This window comes from Pseudomonas sp. xss_2 (assembly GCF_043104195.1).
Taxonomy (GTDB): Bacteria; Pseudomonadota; Gammaproteobacteria; order Pseudomonadales; family Pseudomonadaceae; genus Aquipseudomonas; species Aquipseudomonas urmiensis.
Genome location: NZ_JBICKL010000032.1, coordinates 1 through 21,781 on the forward strand (window position 1 = coordinate 1; position 21,781 = coordinate 21,781).

A 21,781-nucleotide genomic window follows, 5' to 3' on the forward strand; every position below is an offset into this window, starting at 1 on the left:
CCAGTACTGCGTGGAACATCTAACTCGTTGATACTCAAGGAGTTTTCCGCTCCAACTACGCTGGAAGTGGGGCGCATTATAAGGGGATCTGAGAGGGCGTCAACCCTTAATTTCAATAAACCGTAATATTGTTGAAATTAGGGTCAGAATCGCGGCGCGGGCCTGCGCCTAAAGGTGCAGCAAGGTTAAACAGACAGCGGTGCTGCCGTTAGAGCTCTAAAAACAAAGCGGGGAGGCCTTTCGGCCTCCCCGTCCTCTATCTATATAGCAGCGAACATCCTTCTATATAGAAGCAGCCCTTACTCCGCCTTCAGCGAGATCCGCGCGAAGGCCTTCTTGCCCGCCTGGCAGACATGGCTGGCACCCATGGCAAACACGAAGCTCCGGTCAACCACCTCACCATCGACCTTCACGCTACCCGCATTGAGCAGGTCTCGGGCTGCAGCCGAGTTCTTCACCAGACCAGCCTTGTTCAGGATGGCAGCAATCGGCATGTCTTCAGCGGCGCCGATTTCGATCTCAGGAATGTCTTCCGGCAGCTCACCATCTTTCATGCGATTACCCGCAGCGCGGTGAGCATTGGCCGCCGCCTCTTCACCATGGAAGCGCGCAACGATCTCTTCGGCCAGCTTGATCTTGATGTCTCGCGGGTTAGCCCCCTTCTCAACATCGGCACGCAGCTGCTCGATCTCTTCCATAGAGCGGAAGCTCAGCAGCTCGAAGTAACGCCACATCAAGGTATCGGGGATCGACACCAGCTTGCTGTACATCACCCCTGGTGCTTCCTGGATGCCGACGTAGTTGCCCAGCGACTTGGACATCTTCTTCACACCGTCCAAACCTTCGAGCAGCGGCATAGTGACGATGTTCTGCGCCTCCTGGCCATAGGCGCGCTGCAACTCGCGCCCCATCAGCAGGTTGAACTTCTGGTCGGTACCGCCCAGTTCGACGTCTGCCTTCAGCGCGACCGAATCGTACCCCTGCACCAGCGGGTAGAGGAACTCATGGATCGCGATCGGCTGATTGGTGGTGTAGCGCTTGTCGAAGTCGTCACGCTCAAGCATTCGCGCCACGGTGTACTGCGAAGCCAGGCGAATGAAGTCGGCCGGGGTCAGCTTGTCCATCCAGGTGGAGTTGAAGGCGACTTCGGTCTTGGCCGGGTCGAGGATCTTGAACACCTGCTGCTTATAGGTCTCGGCATTGTCCAGGACCTGCTCACGGGTCAGCGGCGGACGCGTGGCGCTCTTGCCGCTCGGATCACCGATCATGCCGGTGAAATCACCGATCAAGAAGATCACCTGGTGACCCAGATCCTGGAACTGGCGCAGCTTGTTGATCAACACCGTATGGCCCAGGTGCAGATCGGGCGCAGTCGGGTCAAAGCCCGCTTTGATACGCAGCGGCTGACCGCGCTTGAGCTTTTCGACCAGCTCCGACTCGACCAACACCTCTTCCGCACCGCGCTTGATAAGCGCCAGCTGCTCTTCAACCGACTTCATAGAAAGACCCGCAAGGCTCAGATTCAAAGGGAGCCAACCATACAAGATCGGCCGTCAAATACAAGTTTGGCAATGGAATGTGACCTACCTAGCGCCTTGCGGCGTCTACGCGCCCTTGCGCGAAACCGGATTTGGTTATATTTTATACAGTTATTTCATCTTCATCATGTCATTCATCTTTTCCATTTCACCTTTTTCAAAGTCACCTTTCCTATGACCAACGAAACGCCTAAAGCGCCTCCGCTTTATCCGAAAAGCCATCTGTTGGCCGCGAGCGGCATTGCCGCCCTCCTCAGCCTGGCCTTGCTTGTGTTCCCTTCGAGCGAAGTGGAAGCCAAGAAAACCACCCTCAGCCTTGAGCTGGAAACCCCAGCCGAGCAGCTCAAAGACGAATCCAACGCTGCACCGCTGGTGCAGACTCAAGGCGAACAAGGCTCGCCCTTCGCCCAGATTGAAAACGCCGAAGCCCCGGCCGCGAAAACCGCTGAAGCTCCAAGTGCTGAAAGCAAGCCCGAAGCCGAGGCCAAGGCGCCAGGCCACCGTGAGGTGGTGGTTGCCCGCGGCGATACCCTTTCGACCCTGTTCGCCAAGGTCGGCCTGCCGGCCAATGTCGTGCATGACGTGCTGGCCAGCGGCAAGCAAGCCAAGCAGTTCAGCCAGCTCAAGCATGGCCAGGTGCTGCAATTCGAACTCGACAAAGACGGCCAGTTGACCAACCTGCACAGCAAAGTCAGCAGCCTTGAAACCATCCGCCTGAGTAAAACCGACAAGGGCTACACCTTCGCCCGCGAAGTCAGTAAGCCTGTGGTGCGCACCGCCTACGCCCATGGCGTGATCAAGAGCTCGCTGTCGGCTTCGGCCCAACGCGCCGGCCTGTCGCACAGCATGACCATGGATATGGCGCGGGTGCTCGGTTACGACATCGACTTCGCCCAAGACATCCGCCCAGGCGACGAATTCGACGTGGTCTACGAGCAGAAGGTCATGGATGGCAAGGTGGTCGGCACCGGCAACATTCTCTCTGCACGCTTCACCAACCGCGGCAAGACCTACACCGCCGTGCGCTACACCAACAAACAGGGCAACACCAACTACTACACGGCCGATGGCAACAGCCTGCGCAAGGCGTTCATCCGCACCCCAGTGGACTTTGCCCGAATCAGCTCGCGCTTCTCGAATGGGCGTAAGCACCCGATCCTGAACAAGATCCGCGCGCACAAGGGTGTCGATTATGCAGCCCCTCGCGGCACGCCAATCAAGGCTGCTGGCGATGGCCGGATCGAACTGGCTGGCCGTCGCGGCGGTTACGGCAATACCGTGATCATCGCCCACGGCAACCGCTACAAGACGCTCTACGGCCATATGCAAGGCTTCGCTAAAGGCATCAAGACCGGGAGCTCGGTCAAGCAAGGGCAGATCATCGGCTACATCGGTACCACTGGCCTGTCCACCGGCCCGCACTTGCACTACGAGTTCCAAGTCAATGGCGTGCACGTCGACCCACTGAGCCAGAAAGTGCCTATGGCCGATCCAATCGCCAAAGCCGAGCGCCAACGTTTCATGCAGCAGAGCCAACCGCTGATCGCTCGCATGGATCAGGAAAAGGCCACCCTGCTCGCCGCGAACAAGCGCTGAGCCTATGGCCTTCTACCTGGGGGTGATGTCCGGAACCAGCCTCGACGGCCTGGACATCGCCTTGATCGAACACCACGAGCAGCCTCGGCTGCTCGCTACTCACTATCTACCCATGCCTGCCGATTTGCGCCAGGAGCTGCTCGGCCTGTGCGCCAGCGGCCCCGACGAGATAGCCCGCGCTGCCCTGACAGAAAACCGCTGGGCGAGCCTCGCAGCAGAAGGCATCAAGCACCTGCTTGCGGCACAGGGTTTGGCGCCCGAGGCCATTCGCGCGATCGGCAGCCATGGCCAGACCATCCGCCACGAACCTGCCCGCGGCTTTACCGTACAGATTGGCAACCCAGCCCTGCTGGCCGAACTCACGGGAATCTGTGTAGTGGGTGACTTCCGCCGCCGCGATGTCGCCGCCGGCGGACAAGGCGCTCCTCTGGTACCAGCCTTCCACGAGGCGCTGTTCAGCCACATCGGCCAGCGGCTGGCGGTGCTCAATATCGGCGGTTTCAGCAACCTCAGCCTGATTGACCAGGCCACACCAGTGCATGGCTTTGACTGTGGCCCTGGCAATGTTCTGCTGGACGCCTGGATCGAACGCAAACACGCCCTGCCCTACGACGCCGATGGCGCCTGGGCTGCCAGCGGCACAGTGATCGAAAGCCTGCTCAGTCGTTTACTGGCCGATCCGTTCTTTGCCGGCAGCGGCCCAAAAAGCACCGGCCGCGAAGTGTTCAACTTGCCTTGGCTGGACAGCCACCTGGCTGAGCTGACGACGTACCGCGACGAAGATGTGCAGGCCACACTGCTTGAGCTGACCGCACGCAGCATCGTTGACTCACTGCGTAACGCCCAGACAGGCACCGAAGCCGTGCTGGTGTGCGGCGGCGGTGCCCGCAACGGCACACTGATGCGGCGCCTGGCTGCCCTGCTGCCCGGCGTACAGGTTGCCAGTACCGCAGCGCATGGCATCGATCCGGACTGGGTCGAGGCCATGGCATTCGCCTGGCTTGCCCACTGCTGTCTGGAAGGCATCCCCGCCAATCGCCCGAGCGTGACGGCGGCCAAGGGTTTGCGCGTTCTCGGCGCTATCTATCCGGCTTGAAGCCACAGCACAAAGCAAAACGCCGCGCAATTGCGCGGCGTTTTGCTTAGCGATGCTTAGATCGAGAACGAAGATCCGCAGCCGCAGGTCGTAGCAGCGTTAGGGTTCTTGATCACGAAGCGCGAGCCTTCCAGACCTTCCTGGTAATCTACTTCCGCGCCCGCCAGGTACTGGTAGCTCATCGGATCGACCACCAGCGAAACGCCTTCGCGCTCGACGATGGTGTCGTCTTCAGCCACCTCTTCATCGAAGGTGAAGCCGTACTGGAAGCCCGAGCAACCGCCACCTGTCACGAATACACGCAACTTCAGACGATCATTGCCCTCTTCGCTGACCAGGGTCTTCACCTTATGTGCAGCACCTTGGGTGAATTCCAAAGCCGTGGGGGTGAAGGATTCGACGCTCATGTTGACTCTCCCGGCGCAGTGCCGCCATAAAACTCGATGACGCGCATTATCCGCTTCTCCGAGAAAATCGGTCAACAATTGTGCGGCTTTAGTCGCCCCCAATGAAAAGACCCGCTCTCGGCGGGCCTTTTCATCAATGCGATGCTTTACGGCAACAGGCCCGCGTGGGACAGGCCCATGCGCTCATCCAGGCCGAACAGGATGTTGAGGTTCTGCACAGCCTGGCCAGACGCGCCCTTGACCAGGTTGTCGATCACCGACAGCACCACCACCAGATCGCCACCTTGCGGGCGATGCACGGCAATTCGACAAACGTTGGCGCCACGCACGCTACGGGTTTCCGGGTGGCTGCCGGCCGGCATTACGTCGACGAACGGTTCGTTGGCATAACGTTTCTCGAACAACGCCTGCAGGTCGACCGAGGTATCGACCACAGTCGCGTACAACGTGGCATGGATACCGCGGATCATCGGCGTCAGGTGCGGCACGAAGGTCAGGCCGATATCCTGGCCGGCAGCCTGGCGCAGGCCCTGGCTGATTTCCGGCAGGTGCCGGTGGCCCTTGACCGCGTAGGCCTTCATGCTCTCGCCCGACTCACAGAACAGCGAGCCCACCGCCGCACCACGACCAGCACCACTCACCCCCGACTTGCAGTCGGCAATCAGTCGCGAAGGGTCAGCCAGGCCCGCTTCGAGCAATGGCAGGAAACCCAGCTGGGTGGCGGTTGGATAGCAACCCGGCACGGCGATCAGGCGCGCCTGGCGGATCTTCTCGCGGTTCACTTCAGGCAGCCCGTAGACCGCGTCCTTGAGTAGCTCCGGTGCACCGTGCGGCTGGCCGTACCATTTGCCCCACTCAACCGCGTCTTGCAGGCGGAAGTCCGCGGACAGGTCGATCACCTTGGTGCCAGCGGCCAGTAGTTCGCCGGCCAGCGCGTGGGCCACACCGTGGGGCGTGGCGAAAAACACCACGTCGCAGGCAGCCAGGGTCTTGCTGTCCGGCACGCTGAAGGCCAGGCCGTCATAGTGACCGCGCAGGTTCGGATACATGTCGGCAACCGCCACACCGGCCTCGGAGCGCGAGGTGATGACCGCAACCTCGGCCTGAGGGTGCTGCGCCAGCAGACGCAACAGTTCGACGCCGGTGTAACCCGTGCCGCCGACGATACCGACCTTGATCATAACGCTTGCCCCTTATCAACGATCCGACTGGAAAGCGCACGATAATAGGGGCGCTAGCCGCCTGTAACAACTCTTGGGATGCACCTGGAGGCGCTTCACCACTACTATCTGACGACCGTGAAAACCTGAAGGAACACCCTCCATGCTTTATCTATGGATCAAGGCGCTGCATATCGTCAGCGTGGTCTGCTGGTTCGCCGGCCTGTTCTACTTGCCGCGCCTGTTCGTCTACCACGCCCAGAGCCAGGACAGCATCAGCCAGGAACGCTTCACCGTGATGGAGCGCAAGCTGTACCGCGGCATCATGAACCCCGCGATGATCGCCACATTCGTCTTCGGCATCTGGATGCTCTACCTCACCCCCGGCTGGCTGAGCCAAGGCTGGCTGCATGCCAAGCTCACCTTGGTGATCCTGCTGACCGGCTACCATCACATGTGCGGCGCGCAACGCAAACGCTTCGCCGCCGGCACCAACACCCGCAGTCACGTGTTCTACCGCTGGTTCAATGAAGTGCCAGTGGTGATTCTGCTGGGTATCGTAATTCTGGTGGTGGTCAAACCGTTCTGAGCAAATCAGCCGTCCGCATAGGAATCCTGCCATGTCATTGCCCGCCCTGCTCGAACAACGCCTGCGCCTGCCGGTAGTCGCCGCGCCGATGTTCCTGATCTCCAACCCACAGTTGGTCCTGGCGTGTTGCGCCAATGGCGTGGTGGGCAGCTTCCCTGCCCTCAACCAGCGCGACAGCGCTGGCTTCAAGGCTTGGCTGGAGGAAATCGAGTCGGGCCTGGCGAATTTGTCGGCGCCAGCGCCCTATGCAGTCAACCTGATCGTCCACCCGAGCAACCCGCGCCTGCAGGCGGATCTGGCCTTGTGCGTCGAACACCGCGTGCCAATTGTCATCACCAGCCTTGGCGCGGTGAAGGAAGTGGTCGACGCAGTGCACAGTTATGGCGGCCTGGTGTTTCATGACGTCACCACTCGCCGCCACGCGCAGAAGGCCGCCGAAGCCGGGGTCGATGGCCTGATTGCGGTGGCGGCAGGCGCCGGTGGGCATGCAGGCACCTGGAGCCCATTCGCCCTGGCCGCTGAAATCCGCCAGTTCTTCGACAAGACCCTGCTGCTGGCCGGCTGTATCAACCACGGCGAGCAAGTGCTCGCCGCACAACTACTGGGCGCAGACCTCGCCTACATGGGCACGCGCTTCATCGCCACTCAAGAAAGCCAGGCCCCGAGTGCCTACAAAAACATGCTGATCGATGCCCAGGCGGCCGACATCATTCATACCCCTGCTGTCTCCGGTGTCCCGGCAAGCTTCCTGCGGCAAAGTCTGGAGCAGGCGGGCTACGACCTGGCGACCCTGAAGAGCAGCCATGAACAGGCCCGCCTCAAGCCCCTGGACGAAGAAGCCAAGGCCTGGAAAACAGTCTGGTCCGCCGGCCAGGGTGTCGGTGAAATCCACGACCTGCCGACCACTCAGGCACTGATCGAACGCCTGCATGGCGAGTACCGTCAAGCCGTTGCACGCACCCGCCAACTGCCGCTTTGAGCCCACTCGCAAAAGGCAACAACTTGCCCGGACAGGCTGTACACTAGGCGCCCTCTTCAGCCGCCCCAGGAGCCCTGCATGACCCGTTACGCCATGATCACCGGAGCTTCCAGCGGCTTGGGCCTGGCCCTGGCGGAAGCCCTGGCACGGCGCGGGCGCAACCTGATCCTGGTGGCACGCCATCGAGAAACCCTGGAACCGCTGGCCATCGAGCTGACCCAGCGCTTTGGCGTCGAGGTGCTACTGCGCGCCTGCGACCTCAGCCAGCCCCTGCGCCTGTCTGGCTTCGTCCTGGAGCTTGAAGAAGGCGAACGGCGCATCGACCTGCTGGTGAACTGCGCAGGCCAACGTACCTACGGCCCGTTCCTCGCCCATGAATGGGCCGACGAGCAGGACCTGCTGGAGGTCAACATCCTGGCCCTGACCCGGCTGTGCCATGCCATCGGCAACCTGATGGCGGTACAGGGCGGCGGGCAGATCCTCAACGTTGCCTCACTGGCCAGTGCCGCTCCCGGCCCGTGGATGGCTTGCTATGCCGCCAGCAAGGCGTATGTGCTGAGCTTTTCCGAAGCACTGCGCGAAGAGCTGGGGCGTACCGGGATCAAAGTCTCGGTCCTCTGCCCAGGCCCGGTCCGCTCAGCCAGGCGGCACATTCCCCGCCTGGAAACCGGCAAGCGCTGCCTGAGCGCCGAAGAAGTCGCGCTCTACACCGTGCGCGCGCTGGATAAAAACCGCGCGCTGATCATGCCCGGTCGGCGCAATCGCTGGCTGGCCAGGCTGCCACGGGTGCTGCCGCGCTGGTTGGCACGCAAGCTGGCCGGCATCATCAATCGCCGCTACAGCCCGCTCGAAGCGCAATAGCACTGGGCGAGCGACGCCGCGCTGAGTACACTCGGCCCGGACCCTCACCATGGAGCAAGTGCTGTGGAGACTCTCTTCACCAAGATCATCAACCGGGAAATCCCGGCCAAGATCATCTACGAGGACGACCAGGTTCTGGCCTTCCACGATATCGCCCCACAGGCGCCGGTGCATTTTCTGGTCATCCCGAAAAAGCCCATTCGTACCCTCAACGACCTGACCGAAGAAGATAAAGGCCTGGCCGGCCACATCCTCTTCACCGCCCAGCGCCTGGCTAAGGAATTGGGCTGCGCGGAGGGTTTCCGGGTGGTCATGAACTGCAACGAACTGGGCGGCCAGACGGTCTACCATATTCACATGCACGTGCTCGGCCAACGCCAGATGCACTGGCCACCGGGCTGATCCAAGGCAAGCCCCGGTCAGGGGATTGCGGTAAACTGTCGGGCATCACTCTTGCGGAGGTGCCCGATGGCTACCGAACGTCACTATTCGCCGCTCGACCGCTTGTTGCTGCAGGCCGATACCGCCATGCGCACCTTGCTGCCCTTCAGCGGCCAACCTTCCCGCCCTTCCCCGGCCATCGTCCAACCGGACGCCGAGCTGGACGAAACCCAAACCCGGCACATCGCCGGCCTGATGCGCATCAACCATACCGGTGAAGTCTGCGCCCAGGCGCTCTACCAAGGCCAAGCCCTGACCGCCAAGCTGCCGCAAGTGCGCAAGGCCATGGAGCACGCCGCCGAGGAAGAGATCGACCATTTGGCCTGGTGCGAACAACGCATTCGCCAATTGGGCAGCCATCCTAGTGTGCTCAACCCGCTGTTCTATGGCATGTCGTTCGGCATCGGCGCGCTAGCCGGCCTGGTCAGTGACAAAGTCAGCCTGGGCTTTGTTGCCGCCACCGAGCATCAGGTGTGCAAGCATCTGGACGAACACCTCGAGCAACTGCCAAGCGAGGACGAAAAATCCCGCGCGATTCTTGAACAGATGCGTGTCGATGAAGAGCACCATGCTGAATCCGCGCTGGAAGCGGGCGGTTATCGCTTCCCCGCACCGGTGCGCTTTGGCATGAGCCTGATGGCTAAAGTGATGACCAAGAGCACTTACCGCATCTAGGGACACGGCCATGACGGAACGTTTCGATGCCAAGGATCTGGCACAGGCCGAACACGCCGGCATTCTCCAGCCGGGCCAGGCTCAAGCGCTGCTGAGCTTTTTGCAACAACAGCCGCAAAGCCGTGGCAGTTTCCAGCTGGCCCACGTCGCGTTCTATTTTGGCGCCCTGCTGATCATGGGCGCGATGGGCTGGCTGCTGACCGAAGCGTGGATGCGGGTTGGCGACTGGGCCCTGCTGGTGATCGCTGTTCTCTACATCACCCTGTTGACCCTCTTCGCCGTTGGCCTGCAGCGCCGTGACCAGCCGATCGCCGGCGGTGTGCTCGGCGCGGTTGCGGTCAGCATCGTGCCACTTGCGGTGTTCGCCATCGAGCGCCTGCTCGGTTGGTGGCCACTGGATGATGCGCAAACCGATTACCACCAGTATTACACCTACGTGCAGGGCGGCTGGCTGCTGATGGAAGCGGCCACCGTGCTCGCGGGCCTGCTGATGCTGCGCCTGATCCCCTTCCCTTTCATCGTCATGCCGATTGCCCTGGCGCTGTGGTTCATGTCGATGGACCTGAGCGAGTGGTTCTATGGCTCGCCATTCAGTTGGGAGCAACGGCGGATTGTCTCGCTATGGTTCGGCCTGGCCCTGCTGCTGGTCTTTCTTGTGGTCGATGGACGCACTCGCAGAGATTACGCCTTCTGGGGTTACCTGGCGGGGCTGGCGGCATTCTGGGGAGGCTTGACCCTGATGGACAGCGGCAGTGAGTTGGGCAAAGCGCTGTATTGCCTGATCAACCTTGGCCTGATGGCAGTGGCGGTGCTGCTGCGCCGACCCGTATTCATGGTATTTGGCGCGATGGGCGTGGCAGCGTATCTGGGCTACCTGTCGTATGAGGTGTTTGCCGAGTCGCTGTTGTTCCCGCTGGTGCTCACTTTGATTGGCCTGGGCGTGATCGGATTGGGCGTACTCTACCAGCAGCATCGCCAAGCATTAAGTAAGCGCCTGCGCGCTCAACTGCCCAGTAGCTTGCTGCAGTTGCTTCCAGGGCTACGCCGTTGACGTTGCGCAGGCTCCGCGTGCGCTTGCTGCAAAGCCTAGGGTTGGTGCTGGTGGCGTACCTGTTCGTCTGCCTGATGACGGCCAGTGTCAGGCAATCGGCATTCGCCTTCGAACTGCCCGGCCTCATCGAACCTGACAGCAACAGCGGGCGCGAGCTGTTGCTGTTCTGCGTCCCCGGGCAATTGCTATTCGTCCTGCTTGGTTGTTTTTTCCGCAGGCCCGGATTACTCATCGGCGCCTACCTGCTAGCTGCGACGACGACCGCGCTGCTGCAGTGCCAGCTGTTTGCCGAAGCCTTCGGCAGTACCTGGAGCAACGCGGAAATCTTCGGGCTATTGGCCGTGAACTTACCCAGCCTGTTGTTGGCACTGGCGCCCGGACTGGCCCTGTTGTGGGGCCTTGAACGAATCAGCCGAGTTCGACGATCTCATAGCTGTGGGTGATTTCCACCCCGGCCCGACCGAGCATGATCGAAGCCGAGCAGTACTTCTCTGCGGACAACTCCACCGCCCGCTTGACCTGCGCTTCCTTCAGCGCACGGCCTTTGACCACGAAGTTCAGGTGGATCTTGGTGAACACCTTGGGGTCTTCACTGGCACGCTCAGCCTCCAGGAAGGCTTCGCAGCTTTCCACCGCCTGGCGCGACTTCTTCAGGATGCTGACCACGTCAAAGTTGCTGCAGCCACCTAGGCCCAGCAGGAGCATTTCCATGGGGCGCACGCCCAGGTTGCGGCCACCGGCCTCGGGCGGACCGTCCATGACCACCACATGGCCGCTGCCCGACTCGCCGAGGAACATCGCTTCGCCGGCCCATTGGATGCGTGCCTTCATGTTGCTGGACTCCCTAGATTCTGAAAAGGGTGTCAGCTTAAGCCCTGTAGCGCTGTCGGAAAAGCTCAACACGCGGCGCATTTGTACCAATCACTGGCGCAGTGTCTGATAAGCTGGCGCCAAATGACTGGCGCATAGTGCCAGGCACCCTTTATAAAAAGCCTCTGCGTTACATCGAACAGGATTTCGTGATGGTCGTCTCCGCCCTTTCCGCCAAGATCAAGAACATCGACAAGCTGCTGGTGCACTGCCAGCGCCGCCGTTTCACCGCCAAGAGCAACATCATCTGTGCCGGTGACCGGGCTGAAACACTGTCGTTCATCATCAAGGGCTCGGTCACCATCCTGATCGAAGACGACAACGGCCACGAGATGATCATCGCCTACCTCAACGACGGCGATTTCTTCGGTGAGCTGGGCCTGTTCGAGCCAACCGGCAAAGAGCAGCAGCGCAGCGCCTGGGTTCGGGCCAAGACCGAATGCGAAGTCGCCGAGATCAGCTACGACAAGTTCCGCGAAGTGGCGCGCCAGGACCCGGATATTCTCTATGCCCTGGGCAGCCAGATGGCCCAGCGCCTGCGCAATACCACGCGCAAGGTCGGCGACCTGGCGTTCTTCGATGTCACCGGCCGGGTTGCCCGCTGCCTGCTCGACCTGTGCAAGCAGCCCGATGCCATGACCCACCCTGATGGCATGCAGATCAAGATCACCCGCCAGGAGATCGGCCGGATTGTCGGTTGTTCGCGGGAGATGGTCGGCCGCGTCCTCAAGGATCTCGAAGAACGCAGCCTGGTTCAGGTCAAGGGCAAGACCATGGTGGTCTACGGCACCCGTTAATCTTTGGGCAGTTGCGCGATCACCTGCGCATAGGCCTGGGACAGACGCTCGAACCATGGCACGGCGGGCGCCACTTCGTGCAGGGCGATATGGCTATCGGCCCGGCAACGCTGGTCGATATCACAGCATTCATTGAAGCGGTTGACCGCCGCCACCATTGACTCGCGCTCGTTGTCCAGCAGCAGCGCCCCGTGCACCAGCACCACCGGGCGCTTTCCGCCCAAGCCCTGGCGCCAGCGCTGGGCCGTGCCGACCAGCTTGCGACCATTGAGATTGACGTTGTAGCGCCCATCGCAGAAGGCGCCGTCGATCTCGCCGACCGAAGCCACTCCACCCCACTCGCGCAGCACATCGCACAATGGCAGGCATAGACGCTCGTAAGCATTTTCGATACGGCCATGATCGCCTTCGCTGCGCGGCGCTACGTAGACCAACGCCACGTTCACCGTCGCATGCGACTGCGGCACTGGCTCACCGCCCGTTTCACGCAATAGCACCGGCCAACCGGCAATCGCCAGCTCGGCGCAGGCCGCCTCGAAGTTTTCCAACCGGCTCATGCGCCGCGGCATAACCAGCGCGTGGTCGGTCGGTCGCCAGAACAGCACGCCAGCATCGCGCTCACCACGGCACACCGCTGCCAGCAACTCCTGCTCGGCGTGCAATCCTTGTTCGACGGTCAACGCCAGAGGTTGGTCGGTCATCAATTCACCTGTGCTGAAGAGGCCATAGCGGTCAAAACAAACAAGCCGGCGTTAGCCGGCTTGCGATTCGATCAGTCCAGCGCCTGAACCGTGTTCTGTACCGGTCGCTGTGGGAAGAACAACCGCTGCAGCTCATGCCCGGGATGCTCGGCGCGCATGAACGCTTCACCGACCAGGAACGAATACACCTCGTTGATTTCCATCAGCTCGACATCAGCGCGATTGAAGATACCGCTCTCGGTGATCGCCAGACGATCGCGAGGGATGCGCGGAAGCAGGTCGAGCGTGGTCTCCAGGCTGACTTCGAAGGTGTGCAGGTTACGGTTGTTGACCCCCACCAAAGGAGTGTCGAGGGTGTTCAGCGCGCGCTCGAGTTCGTCACCATCATGCACTTCGACCAGTACATCGAGGCCGACATCCTTGGCCACTGCGGCCAATTCGGCCATGCGCACGTCATCCAGCGCGGAGACGATCAGCAATACACAGTCAGCGCCCAAGGCACGGGCTTCGACCACCTGGTAGGGATCGATGAGGAAGTCCTTGCGAATCACCGGCAGGCGGCAAGCAGCACGTGCCTGCTGCAGGTAAGCATCGGCTCCCTGGAAGTAATCGACGTCAGTCAGCACCGACAGGCAGGTCGCCCCGCCCTTCTCGTAGCTGACGGCGATTTCTGCAGGCACGAAGTTTTCGCGGATCACACCCTTGCTCGGCGACGCTTTCTTGATCTCGGCAATCACCGCTGGCTGCTTGCGCTTGGCCTGCTCGATCAACGCATTGGCAAAGCCACGCGGGGCATCGGCCGCTTTCGCCAGGCGCTCGAGCTCTGCCAGGCTGACCCGGGCACTACGCTCGGCGACTTCCTCGACCTTACGGGCGAGGATCTTTTCCAGCACGGTCGGCACGCTCATGCTTCGTTCTCCTGCTTGAATACGGCGGTGAAGGCGCCCAGCTCCTGAAGTTTTTCCCAGGCAAGGCCGGTGTGCAGTACGTCATGGGCCAGTTCTACGCCCTGGGCCAAGGTCATCGCGTGATCGGCGGCGTACAGCGCAGCGCCAGCATTGAGCACAATCATCTCAGCGGCTTTCTGGCCATTCTCGGTCTTGCGCCGACCCAAGGCATCTTTGATCAGCTCGTAAGAGGCCTGCGGGTCTTCGACGGCCAAGCCATGCAAGCTCTGGCTCTTCATGCCGAGGTCTTCGGGCTCGACCCAGTATTCGCTGATCTGGTCATTCTTCAGTTCGGCAACGAAGGTCGGCGCCGCCAGGCTGAATTCGTCCAGGCCATCCTTGGAGTGCACCACCAGCACATGCTTGCTGCCCATCCGCTGCAGCACTTCGGCCAGCGGTCGGCACAGGGCCTGGGTGAACACGCCGACCACCTGGTGTTTCACACCGGCCGGATTCGTAAGCGGGCCGAGCATGTTGAACAGGGTGCGCAGCCCCAGCTCGCGACGCGGGCCTGCGGCATACTTCATTGCCTTGTGGTGGCTCTGGGCAAACATGAAGCCGATGCCCAGGCTGTCGATGCAACGGCCGACCTGCACCGGAGTGAGGTTCAGGTAGATGCCGGCCGCTTCCAGCAGGTCTGCGCTGCCGCTCTTGCCAGAAACCGCGCGGTTACCGTGCTTGGCCACTTTGCAGCCGGCCGCGGCAAGCACGAACGACGAAGCCGTGGATACGTTGAAGATGTTGGCGCCATCGCCACCGGTGCCGACGATATCGACCACCTGATCGAGGCTTTGCAGCTCGACCTTCTCGGCCAGCTCTCGCATTACCGACACTGCACCGACGATCTCATCGATGCTCTCGCTCTTCATGCGCATGCCCATCAGGAACGCACCGATCTGCGCCTCGCTGCATTGGCCGGTCATGATCTGGCGCATGACGTCGCTCATTTCCTCAGTGGAAAGGTCCAGATGACCGACGATGCGGCTCAGCGCGCTTTTGATATCCATGTTCGATCCTTAGCGGCGGCCGCCGGTCTGCTTGAGGAAGTTGGCGAACAGCTCGTGGCCCTGCTCGGTCAGAATCGACTCGGGGTGGAACTGCACCCCTTCGATGTTCAAGGTCTTGTGGCGCAGGCCCATGATCTCATCCACCGAACCATCCTCAAGGGCAGTCCAGGCGGTGACTTCCAGGCACTCAGGCAGGGTTTCACGCTTGACCACCAGCGAGTGATAGCGGGTCACGGTCAGCGGATTGTTAAGGCCAGCGAACACGCCCAGGTCGCGGTGATGCACCGGGCTGGTCTTGCCGTGCATGACCTGGCGAGCACGCACCACATCACCGCCAAACGCCTGGCCAATCGACTGATGGCCCAGGCACACGCCAAGGATCGGCAGCTTGCCGGCAAAGTGCAGGATGGCTTCGATGGACACGCCGGCCTGGCTCGGGGTGCATGGGCCTGGCGAGACGACGATGCGCTCAGGCTTGAGCGCTTCAATTTGGCCGATGGTCATCTCGTCATTGCGGATGACCTTGACCTCGGCACCCAACTCGCCGAGGTACTGAACGACGTTGTAGGTGAAAGAGTCATAGTTGTCGATCATCAGTAACATCTGGGGCAAACCTCTTGAATACTGACTTTTGATTCGAACCTTCCACTGCCGCCCGCAGGCGCGGGCAATCGCGCACAGGGCGCTGGATCAAGCAAAAGGAAGGCAGACAGGAGCGAGCCGGGCGGGCCGGCAGGAGATAAAGTCAGGCGCGCCAACGCCAACGGGCGTGAGCCTTGATAACGCGCATCAAGAGTTTGCTGACGATCAACACGGGGTAGGTCTCGTTCATACGTTCCGGCACAGTAGCTTACCGGGGCGATGGGCGCAATATGCCGGTAAATATGGGGAAACGAATGGACTAGCCCTGCATGCCCTTGGTTTTGCTAAGGTCATTCACTTGTGTCGATAAAAACAATGAAAAGGACATCTACCATGCGCACTTCTCGCTTATTGCGGTACTCCCTCTGCTCGCTCGCCCTGGCCTGCAGCCAGGCAATCGCCGCGCCTTCGCCCTACTCCACGCTGATCGTGTTTGGCGACAGTCTCAGTGACGCCGGGCAGTTCCCAGATCTCACCGGTGGCACCAACGGCATGCGCTTCACCAACCGCGATGCCAACGGCAACTACGCACCGGTATCGCCGATGATCCTTGGCGGGAGGCTGGGGATCGCACCCGACGACCTGAACCCTTCGACTTCGCTGGGCATTCGCCCCGATGGCAACAACTGGGCGGTGGGCGGTTACACCACTGAACAGATCCTCGACTCAATCACAGACACCTCGAAGACGGTGATCCCACCAGGCAACCCCGGTGCCGGGCTAGTGCTGCGCGAACGGGACGGCTATCTGGCCAACGGTCTGCGCGCCGATCCAAATGCCTTGTATTACCTGACCGGCGGCGGCAATGACTTCCTCCAAGGGCTGGTCAGCAGCCCCTCCGAGGCCGCCGTAGCCGGCACCCGCCTGGCCGCCAGTGCCCAGGCACTACAGCAGGGAGGCGCTCGCTATATCATGGTCTGGCTGTTGCCCGATCTCGGCCAAACCCCGAACTTCAGCGGCACGCCCCAGCAAGGCCCACTGTCGCAGCTGTCGGGCGTATTCAATCAGGCACTGGTCAATCAGCTGAGCCAGATCGATGCCGAAATCATCCCGCTGAACATCCCCGTACTGCTCAGCGAGGCGCTGGCCAACCCAGCGCAATTTGGCTTGGCCACAGATCAAAACCTGGTGGCCAGCTGCTATAGCGGCAGCAGTTGCCAGAACCCGGTCTATGGCGAAAACGGCGCCAGCCCGGATCCGACCAAGCTGCTGTTCAACGACGCCGTACACCCGACCATCGCCGGTCAGCAACTGATTGCCGACTACGCCTATTCGATCATCTCTGCACCGTGGGAGCTGACCCTGCTACCCGAAATGGCCCACTCCAGCCTGCGTGCCCATCAAGACGAGTTGCGTAATCAATGGCAGACGCCCTGGCAAGCGGTCGGTCAGTGGCAGGCGATCGTTGCCACCGGCGCTCAGGATCTGGACTTCGATGACCAGCGCAGCAGCGCCAGTGGCGATGGCCGTGGCTATAACCTGACCGTGGGCGGCAGCTACCGGCTCGACGAGGCTTGGCGCCTGGGTGTAGCCGCTGGGGTCTATCGGCAGAAGCTGGAGGCCGGCGAACAGGATTCGGACTACAAGCTCGACAGTTACCTGGCCTCGGTGTTCGCCGAGTACCGGGCCAATCGTTGGTGGGCGGATGCGGCGCTGAGCGCCGGGCATCTGGACTACCGCGACCTCAAGCGCACGTTTGCCCTGGGGGTGAATGACCGCAGTGAAAAGGGTGATACCGATGGCGAGGCCTGGGCGGTGACCGGACGCCTGGGCTACAACCTGGCAGCCGAGGCGAGTGCCTGGCAGCTTGCGCCGTTCATCAGCGCCGACTATGCGCGGGTCAAGGTGGATGGTTATGACGAGAACAGTGGTCGCTCGACTGCATTGGGCTTCGATGATCAGGAACGCACCTCGCGCCGGCTCGGAGCGGGGTTGCAGGGCAGTTACCAGTTCGCGCCTTCGACGCGCGTGTTTGCCGAAGTCGCTCGCGAGCATGAGTTCGAGGATGATCGACAAGATGTGACGATGCATTTGACCAGCTTGCCGGCGAACGACTTCACCCTGACCGGGTATACGCCGCAGAGCAATTTGACGCGGGCCAGCCTAGGGTTGTCGCATGAGCTGACAGCGGGGGTGCATGTGCGTGGGAACTACAACTGGCGCAAGAGTGATGAGTTGACTCAGCAGGGGGTGAGCCTGGCTGTGAGTCTGGACTTTTGAGATTTTGGGGCTGCTGTGCAGCCCTTCGCGGGCAAGCCCGCTCCTACAGGGATAGCGCCGCTCTGAAGGGCGGCGCCGAACCGACACGAAGGGCTGCTGTGCAGCCCCAAAATAATCAACCTTGCGGGGTTTGCTCGGCCAAGGCCACCGCGCGGAACATGGCGCGGCGTTTGTTGATGGTCTCTTCCCACTCCAGCGCCGGCACCGAGTCAGCCACGATACCGCCGCCGGCCTGCACGTGCAGCTCGCCATCCTTGATCACCGCGGTGCGGATAGCGATCGCGGTGTCCATGTTGCCGTTCCAGGCAAAGTAGCCGACCGCCCCCCCATAGACGCCGCGTTTGACCGGCTCCAGCTCGTCGATGATCTCCATCGCACGAATCTTCGGCGCACCCGACAAGGTCCCGGCTGGCAGAATGGCCCGCAGCGCATCCATCGCCGTCAGGCCTTCTCGCAGCTGGCCGGTCACGTTGGACACGATGTGCATGACGTTGGAATAACGCTCGATCACCATCTTCTCGGTCAGGCGTACGCTGCCTGTCGAAGACACCCGACCGACATCGTTGCGGCCCAGATCGATCAGCATCAGGTGCTCGGCGATCTCTTTGTCGTCACTGAGCAGGTCATCCTCGAGCGCCCGGTCCGCTTCTTCGTTGGCACCACGCGGGCGGGTCCCTGCGATCGGCCGTACAGTGACCAGGTTATCTTCGACCCGCACCAGCACCTCCGGCGAGCTGCCCACCACATGGAAGTCGCCAAAGTTGAAGAAGTACATGTAAGGCGTCGGGTTGAAGCAGCGCAGCGCGCGGTACAGATCGATTGGCGCAGCCTTGAAGTCGATCGACATGCGTTGCGACGGCACCACCTGCATGCAGTCACCGGCCAGGATGTATTCCTTGACGGTGTCGACCGCACGCTCGTAGTCAGCCTGGGTAAAGCTTGAGCGGAAGGCAGGCTCGGCCGCCATTGGCCCGCTCAGGTCCAGGCCGCGACGCGGGGTGATCGGCTCACGCAGTTTGGCCAAGAGGCCTTGCAGGCGCGCTTGACCTTGCTCGAAGGCTTGCTCCTCGGAGGGGTCGACCAAGACGATGGCGTGCATCTTGCCGGCCAAATTGTCGAACACCACCACCGCATCCGAGACCATCAAGAGGATGTCTGGCACACCCAGCGGATCCGGGTTGGGACAGGCGCCCAGGCGCTTTTCCACATAGCGCACGCAGTCATAGCCAAAGTAGCCGACCAGGCCGCCGTTGAAACGTGGCAGGCCCGGGATGTCAGCGACTTTGTAGCGGTCCTTGAAGGTTTCGACGAAGGCCAGCGGGTCTTCCACCTCATGGCTTTCTACCTGCTCGCCATCCTGCAGGATGCTCACGTGGTAGCCATGCACGCGCATCACGGTGCGCGATGGCAGGCCAATCATCGAGTAACGGCCCCACTTCTCGCCGCCCTGAACCGACTCGAGCAGGTAGGAGTTGGCCTGGTCAGCCAGTTTCAGGTAGATCGACAGCGGGGTGTCGAAGTCGGCCAGGGTTTCGCAGGCCAGGGGAATGCGGTTGTAGCCGGCAGCAGCCAGGCGCAGGAATTCTTCGCGGGTCATGAGTAGCCTCGGAGCAAGCAGCAATGGGGTCGGGCAAACGGACGTGCCGGCAGGGGCCGGCGGGCAGAAGTCAGGCGCGCCAACGCCAACGGGCCAGGGCCTTGATGACTTTCATCCAGAATTTGCCAGTAACCGCCACGGTGGACTCTCTGTCTTGTGAGGCTTGAAGGTCCGCCAACGTTATCCCAGTGTCGGTGACTACGCAACCAGGCAACAGGGCACGCAGATCATCGATCACCAGGCTCGGGGTTTCTTCATGGATCGGCCGGCCATGGTTGTAGCCATAGCTCAGCCCGACACATTTCACCCCGGCAGCCTTGGCCGCCAGGACATCGCTGCGCGAGTCACCGACGAACAGCGCTTGCCCAGGCTCGACCCCGGCCATTTTCATCACGAACAGCAAGGCGGCCGGATCAGGCTTTTTCTGTGGCAGGGTGTCGCCACCGATGATCCAGCGAAAATAGCGGCCGATCTTCATCTGATCGAGCAACGGCGCGACGAAGCGCTCCGGCTTGTTGGTGATCAGCGCCATCTCCACCCCCTGCTTGCGCAGCCAGCGCAGGGTGTCGCGCACACCAGGGTAAACCGCGGTCAGTTCATGGCTTTGGGCGTAAGCCTCCATGAACAAGGCCAGGCCCTGTTCGGCCAGCTGATCGTCTACCTGTTCATGTTCCAGGCCGCCGGCCAGGGCACGGCGGACCAGAACCTGAGCACCATTGCCGACCCAGTGGCGTACTGCCTCAAGGCCTGCGGGCGGGCGACCCAGTTCGAGCAGCATACGGTCGACGGCTGCGGCCAGGTCGGGGACTGAATCGATCAACGTGCCATCCAGATCGAACATCACCAGCCTGGGCAGCGTCCCCGGGAACAGCTGCTCGAAGCCACTCATGGGCGGGCCAAGGCCATTTCGGCGCGCATCTTGGCGATCACTTCCTGGTAGTCCGGGGCATTGAAGATCGCCGAGCCGGCAACGAAGGTATCAGCGCCAGCGGCGGTGATCTCGCGGATGTTGTTGACGTTGACGCCGCCATCGATCTCCAGGCGGATATCGCGGCCACTGGCGTCGATCAGCGCACGCGCTTCACGCAGCTTGTCGAGGGTGCCGGGGATGAACTTCTGGCCGCCGAAGCCTGGGTTGACGCTCATCAGCAGGACCATATCGATCTTGTCCATCACGTACTTCAGTGCATCCAGGCCAGTGGCCGGGTTGAACACCAGGCCAGCCTTGCAACCACCATCGCGGATCAACTGCAGCGAGCGGTCGATGTGCGTGGTGGCTTCTGGGTGGAAGGTGATGTAGGTCGCGCCGGCTTCGATGAAGTCGCCGATGATCCGGTCGACTGGGCTGACCATCAGGTGCACGTCGATTGGCGCGGTCACGCCGTACTTGCGCAAGGCGCTGCAGACCATCGGGCCGATGGTCAGGTTGGGGACGTAGTGGTTGTCCATAACATCGAAGTGAACGATGTCGGCCCCGGCGGCCAGCACCTTGTCGACGTCCTCACCCAGACGGGCGAAATCGGCGGAAAGAATGGAGGGGGCAATAGCGTAGGGCTGCATGGCGCACCTGTTGGCAGAATCACGGTGGCGCGCATTGTAACTCAGGGAAATCGATACGGGCTGATTGGTATCAATCCGTGTCGACGAGCTGGCGCAAGATCCGACAGCGGGGGCATCACTAGGGGATACGTGGAGCGGGCTTGCCCCGCGATAGCGGTCGAGTATTCGCAATCGCTATCGCGGGGCAAGCCCGCTCCCACGTAATGTGCGCTTAGCTGGGCTGTTGAGTGCGCAGCTTCTCACTACGCCCACGCAACCATTCCAGGGTCAGCAGCAAAATCACCGAGAACGCGATCAGCAACGTCGCCGCTGCGGCAATGGTCGGGCTCAGGTTCTCGCGAATGCCGCTGAACATCTGCCGCGGCAAGGTCGCCTGCTCAGGGCCTGCCAGGAACAGCGTCACCACCACTTCATCGAACGAGGTGGCAAAGGCGAACAACGCGCCGGAGATCACCCCCGGGGCAATCAGCGGCAAGGTCACTCGCCGAAACGCCGTCAGCGGCGACGCCCCCAGGCTGGCCGCGGCCCGCACCAAGTTGTAGTTGAAGCCTTGCAGGGTCGCCGACACGGTGATGATGACGAACGGTACACCCAGCACCGCATGCACCAGAATCAGCGAGATGAAGCTGTTGCCCATGCCCAGCGGGGCAAAGAACAGGTAGCTGGCCACGCCGATGATCACCACCGGCACCACCATCGGCGAGATCACCAGCGCCATCACCAACGATTTGCCGGGGAAGTCGCCGCGAGTCAAGCCAATCGCCGCCAGGGTGCCAAACACCATGGCCAGCACGGTCGCCGCCGGGGCGACGATGATGCTGTTCTTCAACGCCCGCATCCACTCGGCCGAAGCGAAGAAGTCGTGGTACCACTGCAGCGAGAAGCCCTGCAGTGGATAGACCAGGAAACTGCCGCTGTTGAACGACAGCGGGATGATCACCAGCACCGGCAACACCAGGAACAACAGGATCAAGCCGCAGAGAATCCGCAGGCTGTAGAACCAGACCCGCTCCACGGGCGACATGTATGGACTCAGCATGACAAGGC

23 protein-coding genes are annotated in these 21,781 nt (G+C 61.6%); 11 read left to right on the forward strand and 12 right to left on the reverse strand.

From position 1 onward, the window contains the following. Positions 1-299: 299 nt before the first annotated feature. Complete coding sequence (gene tyrS, locus ACF8K2_RS04345) at positions 300-1,499, reverse strand: tyrosine--tRNA ligase (protein ID WP_186552647.1); 1,200 nt, start codon at positions 1,497-1,499, stop codon at positions 300-302. 213 nt (positions 1,500-1,712) lie between these two features. Here tyrS and ACF8K2_RS04350 point away from each other — a divergent pair, with 213 nt between their 5' ends. After that, positions 1,713-3,134, forward strand: coding sequence for a peptidoglycan DD-metalloendopeptidase family protein (locus ACF8K2_RS04350; protein WP_186552648.1), 1,422 nt, complete (start codon positions 1,713-1,715; stop codon positions 3,132-3,134). A gap of 4 nt (positions 3,135-3,138) precedes the next feature. After that, complete coding sequence (locus ACF8K2_RS04355; protein ID WP_392463635.1) at positions 3,139-4,230, forward strand: anhydro-N-acetylmuramic acid kinase; 1,092 nt, start codon at positions 3,139-3,141, stop codon at positions 4,228-4,230. A gap of 56 nt (positions 4,231-4,286) precedes the next feature. Here the strand turns inward: ACF8K2_RS04355 and erpA are convergent, their stop codons facing one another. Further along, entirely contained in the window at positions 4,287-4,637 is a 351-nt protein-coding gene (gene erpA / locus ACF8K2_RS04360; protein WP_186552650.1) for an iron-sulfur cluster insertion protein ErpA, read from the reverse strand. Between the two features lie 146 nt (positions 4,638-4,783). Beyond that, positions 4,784-5,818: an N-acetyl-gamma-glutamyl-phosphate reductase gene (argC, locus tag ACF8K2_RS04365; protein WP_264235372.1), complete on the reverse strand. Its 1,035-nt coding sequence runs from the start codon at positions 5,816-5,818 to the stop codon at positions 4,784-4,786. A gap of 142 nt (positions 5,819-5,960) precedes the next feature. Between argC and hemJ the strand changes: the two genes are divergently transcribed. From hemJ to ACF8K2_RS04400, 7 genes are all read left to right on the forward strand, one after another. Then, complete coding sequence (hemJ, locus tag ACF8K2_RS04370; RefSeq protein WP_186552652.1) at positions 5,961-6,386, forward strand: protoporphyrinogen oxidase HemJ; 426 nt, start codon at positions 5,961-5,963, stop codon at positions 6,384-6,386. A 31-nt stretch (positions 6,387-6,417) separates the two neighbouring features. Further along, positions 6,418-7,365, forward strand: a complete 948-nt coding sequence (locus tag ACF8K2_RS04375; RefSeq protein WP_392463639.1) for an NAD(P)H-dependent flavin oxidoreductase — start codon at positions 6,418-6,420, stop codon at positions 7,363-7,365. A gap of 78 nt (positions 7,366-7,443) precedes the next feature. After that, positions 7,444-8,226, forward strand: coding sequence for an SDR family oxidoreductase (locus ACF8K2_RS04380; protein ID WP_264235370.1), 783 nt, complete (start codon positions 7,444-7,446; stop codon positions 8,224-8,226). A 63-nt stretch (positions 8,227-8,289) separates the two neighbouring features. Further along, positions 8,290-8,628 (forward strand): histidine triad nucleotide-binding protein, encoded by a 339-nt coding sequence (locus tag ACF8K2_RS04385; protein ID WP_186552655.1) that lies wholly within the window; start codon positions 8,290-8,292, stop codon positions 8,626-8,628. Between the two features lie 66 nt (positions 8,629-8,694). Continuing rightward, on the forward strand, positions 8,695-9,342 hold the full coding sequence (gene coq7, locus ACF8K2_RS04390; RefSeq protein WP_186552656.1) for a 2-polyprenyl-3-methyl-6-methoxy-1,4-benzoquinone monooxygenase: 648 nt from the start codon (positions 8,695-8,697) through the stop codon (positions 9,340-9,342). Positions 9,343-9,352: 10 nt separating this feature from the next. Next, entirely contained in the window at positions 9,353-10,393 is a 1,041-nt protein-coding gene (locus ACF8K2_RS04395; protein WP_392463642.1) for a DUF2157 domain-containing protein, read from the forward strand. Between the two features lie 17 nt (positions 10,394-10,410). Continuing rightward, positions 10,411-10,836: a hypothetical protein gene (locus ACF8K2_RS04400; RefSeq protein ID WP_312151590.1), complete on the forward strand. Its 426-nt coding sequence runs from the start codon at positions 10,411-10,413 to the stop codon at positions 10,834-10,836. Here ACF8K2_RS04400 and ACF8K2_RS04405 read toward each other — a convergent pair. Continuing rightward, on the reverse strand, positions 10,802-11,224 hold the full coding sequence (locus ACF8K2_RS04405) for an OsmC family protein (protein ID WP_186552658.1): 423 nt from the start codon (positions 11,222-11,224) through the stop codon (positions 10,802-10,804). The two genes, ACF8K2_RS04400 and ACF8K2_RS04405, sit on opposite strands and share 35 nt — an antisense overlap. Before the next feature lie 191 nt (positions 11,225-11,415). On the opposite strand from ACF8K2_RS04405, the gene crp reads away from it, so the two are divergent. After that, entirely contained in the window at positions 11,416-12,060 is a 645-nt protein-coding gene (gene crp, locus ACF8K2_RS04410) for a cAMP-activated global transcriptional regulator CRP (protein WP_186552659.1), read from the forward strand. Here the strand turns inward: crp and ACF8K2_RS04415 are convergent. The 4 genes from ACF8K2_RS04415 to ACF8K2_RS04430 form a co-directional block, all read right to left on the reverse strand. Continuing rightward, the gene (locus ACF8K2_RS04415; RefSeq protein ID WP_392463645.1) at positions 12,057-12,761 is read right to left on the reverse strand and encodes a biotin/lipoate A/B protein ligase family protein; all 705 of its coding nucleotides are present in this window, start codon (positions 12,759-12,761) and stop codon (positions 12,057-12,059) included. The genes crp and ACF8K2_RS04415 overlap by 4 nt on opposite strands. A 71-nt stretch (positions 12,762-12,832) precedes the next feature. Beyond that, positions 12,833-13,669 carry an indole-3-glycerol phosphate synthase TrpC gene (gene trpC / locus ACF8K2_RS04420; protein ID WP_186552661.1) on the reverse strand — a complete coding sequence of 279 codons (837 nt, stop codon included), beginning with the start codon at positions 13,667-13,669 and terminating at the stop codon, positions 12,833-12,835. After that, positions 13,666-14,715: an anthranilate phosphoribosyltransferase gene (gene trpD, locus ACF8K2_RS04425; protein WP_186552662.1), complete on the reverse strand. Its 1,050-nt coding sequence runs from the start codon at positions 14,713-14,715 to the stop codon at positions 13,666-13,668. Before trpD ends, trpC begins: the two co-directional genes overlap by 4 nt. Before the next feature lie 9 nt (positions 14,716-14,724). Beyond that, positions 14,725-15,318, reverse strand: a complete 594-nt coding sequence (locus ACF8K2_RS04430) for an aminodeoxychorismate/anthranilate synthase component II (protein WP_186552663.1) — start codon at positions 15,316-15,318, stop codon at positions 14,725-14,727. Between the two features lie 372 nt (positions 15,319-15,690). Here ACF8K2_RS04430 and estP point away from each other — a divergent pair, with 372 nt between their 5' ends. Then, entirely contained in the window at positions 15,691-17,577 is a 1,887-nt protein-coding gene (estP, locus tag ACF8K2_RS04435) for an esterase EstP (protein WP_392463647.1), read from the forward strand. Between the two features lie 115 nt (positions 17,578-17,692). Here estP and trpE read toward each other — a convergent pair whose 3' ends face one another. The 4 genes from trpE to ACF8K2_RS04455 all read right to left on the reverse strand — a co-directional run bounded on the left by trpE (position 17,693) and on the right by ACF8K2_RS04455 (position 21,773). Continuing rightward, positions 17,693-19,174, reverse strand: a complete 1,482-nt coding sequence (gene trpE / locus ACF8K2_RS04440; RefSeq protein WP_392463648.1) for an anthranilate synthase component I — start codon at positions 19,172-19,174, stop codon at positions 17,693-17,695. 70 nt (positions 19,175-19,244) lie between these two features. Then, on the reverse strand, positions 19,245-20,063 hold the full coding sequence (locus ACF8K2_RS04445; RefSeq protein WP_392463650.1) for a phosphoglycolate phosphatase: 819 nt from the start codon (positions 20,061-20,063) through the stop codon (positions 19,245-19,247). Beyond that, positions 20,060-20,734: a ribulose-phosphate 3-epimerase gene (rpe, locus tag ACF8K2_RS04450; RefSeq protein WP_186552667.1), complete on the reverse strand. Its 675-nt coding sequence runs from the start codon at positions 20,732-20,734 to the stop codon at positions 20,060-20,062. The genes ACF8K2_RS04445 and rpe overlap by 4 nt, the downstream gene beginning before the upstream one ends. 211 nt (positions 20,735-20,945) lie before the next feature. Further along, positions 20,946-21,773, reverse strand: a complete 828-nt coding sequence (locus tag ACF8K2_RS04455) for an ABC transporter permease (protein WP_186552668.1) — start codon at positions 21,771-21,773, stop codon at positions 20,946-20,948. Between the last annotated feature and the right edge of the window lie 8 nt (positions 21,774-21,781).

What these genes read in the sequence shown, in the direction of transcription:
- crp (WP_186552659.1), top strand. Translation starts at nt 11,416, where the DNA reads ATGGTCGTCTCCGCCCTTTCCGCCAAGATCAAGAACATCGACAAGCTG.
- ACF8K2_RS04380 (WP_264235370.1), top strand. Translation starts at nt 7,444, where the DNA reads ATGACCCGTTACGCCATGATCACCGGAGCTTCCAGCGGCTTGGGCCTG.
- estP (WP_392463647.1), top strand. Translation starts at nt 15,691, where the DNA reads ATGCGCACTTCTCGCTTATTGCGGTACTCCCTCTGCTCGCTCGCCCTG.
- coq7 (WP_186552656.1), top strand. Translation starts at nt 8,695, where the DNA reads ATGGCTACCGAACGTCACTATTCGCCGCTCGACCGCTTGTTGCTGCAG.
- ACF8K2_RS04350 (WP_186552648.1), top strand. Translation starts at nt 1,713, where the DNA reads ATGACCAACGAAACGCCTAAAGCGCCTCCGCTTTATCCGAAAAGCCAT.
- trpD (WP_186552662.1), bottom strand. Translation starts at nt 14,715, where the DNA reads ATGGATATCAAAAGCGCGCTGAGCCGCATCGTCGGTCATCTGGACCTT.
- trpE (WP_392463648.1), bottom strand. Translation starts at nt 19,174, where the DNA reads ATGACCCGCGAAGAATTCCTGCGCCTGGCTGCTGCCGGCTACAACCGC.
- ACF8K2_RS04415 (WP_392463645.1), bottom strand. Translation starts at nt 12,761, where the DNA reads ATGACCGACCAACCTCTGGCGTTGACCGTCGAACAAGGATTGCACGCC.
- ACF8K2_RS04455 (WP_186552668.1), bottom strand. Translation starts at nt 21,773, where the DNA reads ATGCTGAGTCCATACATGTCGCCCGTGGAGCGGGTCTGGTTCTACAGC.
- erpA (WP_186552650.1), bottom strand. Translation starts at nt 4,637, where the DNA reads ATGAGCGTCGAATCCTTCACCCCCACGGCTTTGGAATTCACCCAAGGT.
- ACF8K2_RS04375 (WP_392463639.1), top strand. Translation starts at nt 6,418, where the DNA reads ATGTCATTGCCCGCCCTGCTCGAACAACGCCTGCGCCTGCCGGTAGTC.
- ACF8K2_RS04355 (WP_392463635.1), top strand. Translation starts at nt 3,139, where the DNA reads ATGGCCTTCTACCTGGGGGTGATGTCCGGAACCAGCCTCGACGGCCTG.
- argC (WP_264235372.1), bottom strand. Translation starts at nt 5,818, where the DNA reads ATGATCAAGGTCGGTATCGTCGGCGGCACGGGTTACACCGGCGTCGAA.
- ACF8K2_RS04405 (WP_186552658.1), bottom strand. Translation starts at nt 11,224, where the DNA reads ATGAAGGCACGCATCCAATGGGCCGGCGAAGCGATGTTCCTCGGCGAG.
- rpe (WP_186552667.1), bottom strand. Translation starts at nt 20,734, where the DNA reads ATGCAGCCCTACGCTATTGCCCCCTCCATTCTTTCCGCCGATTTCGCC.
- tyrS (WP_186552647.1), bottom strand. Translation starts at nt 1,499, where the DNA reads ATGAAGTCGGTTGAAGAGCAGCTGGCGCTTATCAAGCGCGGTGCGGAA.
- hemJ (WP_186552652.1), top strand. Translation starts at nt 5,961, where the DNA reads ATGCTTTATCTATGGATCAAGGCGCTGCATATCGTCAGCGTGGTCTGC.
- ACF8K2_RS04430 (WP_186552663.1), bottom strand. Translation starts at nt 15,318, where the DNA reads ATGTTACTGATGATCGACAACTATGACTCTTTCACCTACAACGTCGTT.
- trpC (WP_186552661.1), bottom strand. Translation starts at nt 13,669, where the DNA reads ATGAGCGTGCCGACCGTGCTGGAAAAGATCCTCGCCCGTAAGGTCGAG.
- ACF8K2_RS04445 (WP_392463650.1), bottom strand. Translation starts at nt 20,063, where the DNA reads ATGAGTGGCTTCGAGCAGCTGTTCCCGGGGACGCTGCCCAGGCTGGTG.
- ACF8K2_RS04395 (WP_392463642.1), top strand. Translation starts at nt 9,353, where the DNA reads ATGACGGAACGTTTCGATGCCAAGGATCTGGCACAGGCCGAACACGCC.